This is a genomic window from Thermovirga sp., assembly GCA_012523215.1.
GTDB lineage: Bacteria > Synergistota > Synergistia > Synergistales > Thermovirgaceae > 58-81.
In genome coordinates this window covers 1-1,757 of sequence record JAAYIZ010000036.1, presented here as the reverse complement: position 1 = coordinate 1,757, position 1,757 = coordinate 1, and the positions used below count along the sequence as shown (strand labels likewise).

General features: G+C 62.8%; 3 protein-coding genes. All 3 read right to left on the bottom strand.

The genetic code is table 11. The features are described 5' to 3' along the window. The coding region (locus tag GX108_01185) for an SIMPL domain-containing protein (GenBank protein ID NLO55660.1) at window positions 1–713 on the bottom strand (713 nt) is incomplete at its 3' end. Then, entirely contained in the window at window positions 710–1,225 is a 516-nt protein-coding gene (locus GX108_01180) for a DUF721 domain-containing protein (protein NLO55659.1), read from the bottom strand. The genes GX108_01180 and GX108_01185, both read right to left, overlap by 4 nt. Further along, window positions 1,197–1,757: tRNA uridine-5-carboxymethylaminomethyl(34) synthesis enzyme MnmG (locus tag GX108_01175; GenBank protein ID NLO55658.1), on the bottom strand; the 561-nt coding region annotated here is incomplete at its 5' end. The genes GX108_01180 and GX108_01175, both read right to left, overlap by 29 nt.

Genomic DNA, 1,757 nt, shown 5'->3' with positions numbered 1-1,757 from the left:
GTGTCGTACCTCCCCCAATCCTCCACGTCGGTGGAGTAAAGGGGCGTGATCTGGAAGACCCCCTGGCTTGCCGCCCTGAGCGGCCCCACCTTCCCGCCGCTGTTGACGGCCAGTTGCTCCGCCCTCTGCCGGGCGTTCTGCGTGGCCTCCCCCAATAACTGGATCTTCATGTCCTCGATGCCCGAGTAGTAGTATTCCGGGGAGAAGGAAAAGAATTCCACCCCGTCGCTTATCAGGGTGGTGGACTCCCTCGAGAGGGTCCCCACCAAGTCCGTCTCCTTTGACCTCACCGTGACGGTTTGCTCCAGGACGTACTGCTCGATCTTGTTGGTGTCGTAACCCTGGGAGGTCTTGCGGTACTGGATCATGGTGGTGACGGCCGAGACGTCGATCTCCCCCCTGGGGATGCCGCTCCGGGACAGGAAATCCAGCACCTTCCCCAGGTCCGATTCGAGCCTGGAATAGGCCTGGATCAAGTCCGTATCCCTGGCCGTGAAGCGCCCGGTCCACACGGCTATGTCGGACCGGATTTCCTTCTGGGCGGTGCCCTTGACCATGATCGTCTGGTTGGCGAGTTTGACGCTCTTCACGGTGTCCGATACGATCCACGATGAAAGAACCATGCCCACTGCGAGGGCGATGCCGAGAAGGATGAGCCCTCCGCTGACGGATCTCTTTCCGCTCTCTTCCATGGCGATCAGCCTTCCTTTCATGTTTTCCGGCGGGCCGGCCGGCCTTCGGAACCGAACTTCTTTTTGTAAAGCGCCATGAGCCTCGCCAGGTCGGAGGCTACGTCGTCCCTGCCTATCGCGGGGCGGAGCTCCTCCAGGCATGCGGCCACCTCATCGGTGCCGAGCCTCAGTGGTTCACAGGTCCGTGCCCTTTTCTCGGAAGTAATTCTCCTGCGAGGCCTCCCCACCCTTGCGCTGACCCCGGTGACCTCAAGATCCCATTTTTCTTTCACCCTGGAAGCGATATCCCCCCCCCTCATGGTTATCTCCTGGCACAGGAGGGGGTCCGAGGCTATGACGAAAAGGGTGCCGTCGAGAAGGTCCCCCGGGGAGCTTCTCCGGGCGAGTTTCGGCCCCACCACCTCGCACCACCGCGAGCAGAGGTCGGCGAAGAGGAGCATCGAAGCCTGCTCCCTGGAGAGTGAGGCCATGAGGAGCGACCCGACCTTCGAAAGACCCTGCCGGCTACTTCTTCTCCTCGTCCTGGCGGCCATTGACCCTCCCCCTTCGGAGGCGTTCTATGAAAACCTCCAGCAACATTATATCCGCTGGAGTGACTCCCGGTATCCTTCCCGCCTGCCCAAGGTTCCTGGGGCGGAGGGCCTCCAGTTTCTGCCTGCTCTCGTCGAGGAGTCCCGTCACCGAGAGGTAGTCCAACTCTTCCGGAATGCGCACCTGGTCCATCCGCTTCATCCTCTCCACCCGGGAGAGCTGCCGGGCAATGTAACCTTCGTACTTGATCTCGACCTGGGCCCTTTCCGCGACCTCCCTGTCGAGGGGACCCGCCGGAGGGGCCGCCCGGGCCACCATCTCCCAGGTCACGCCGGGCCTCTTCAGCAGTTCCGCGGCGGTGACGCCGGGCTGGGCCGAGCCGAAGTCGTGGCCCGCCAGGACTTTTTCGATCTGCTCCGCATCGCGGATCCTCGTGTTTCTCAACCTCTCGACCTCTCCATCGAGGGCGGCCCATCGAGCCTGGAGGACCTTCCAGCGTTCGTCGTCCAGGAGGCCGAGCCTCCTCGCCAGGGG

What these genes read in the sequence shown, in the direction of transcription:
- GX108_01180 (NLO55659.1), bottom strand. Translation starts at nt 1,225, where the DNA reads ATGGCCGCCAGGACGAGGAGAAGAAGTAGCCGGCAGGGTCTTTCGAAG.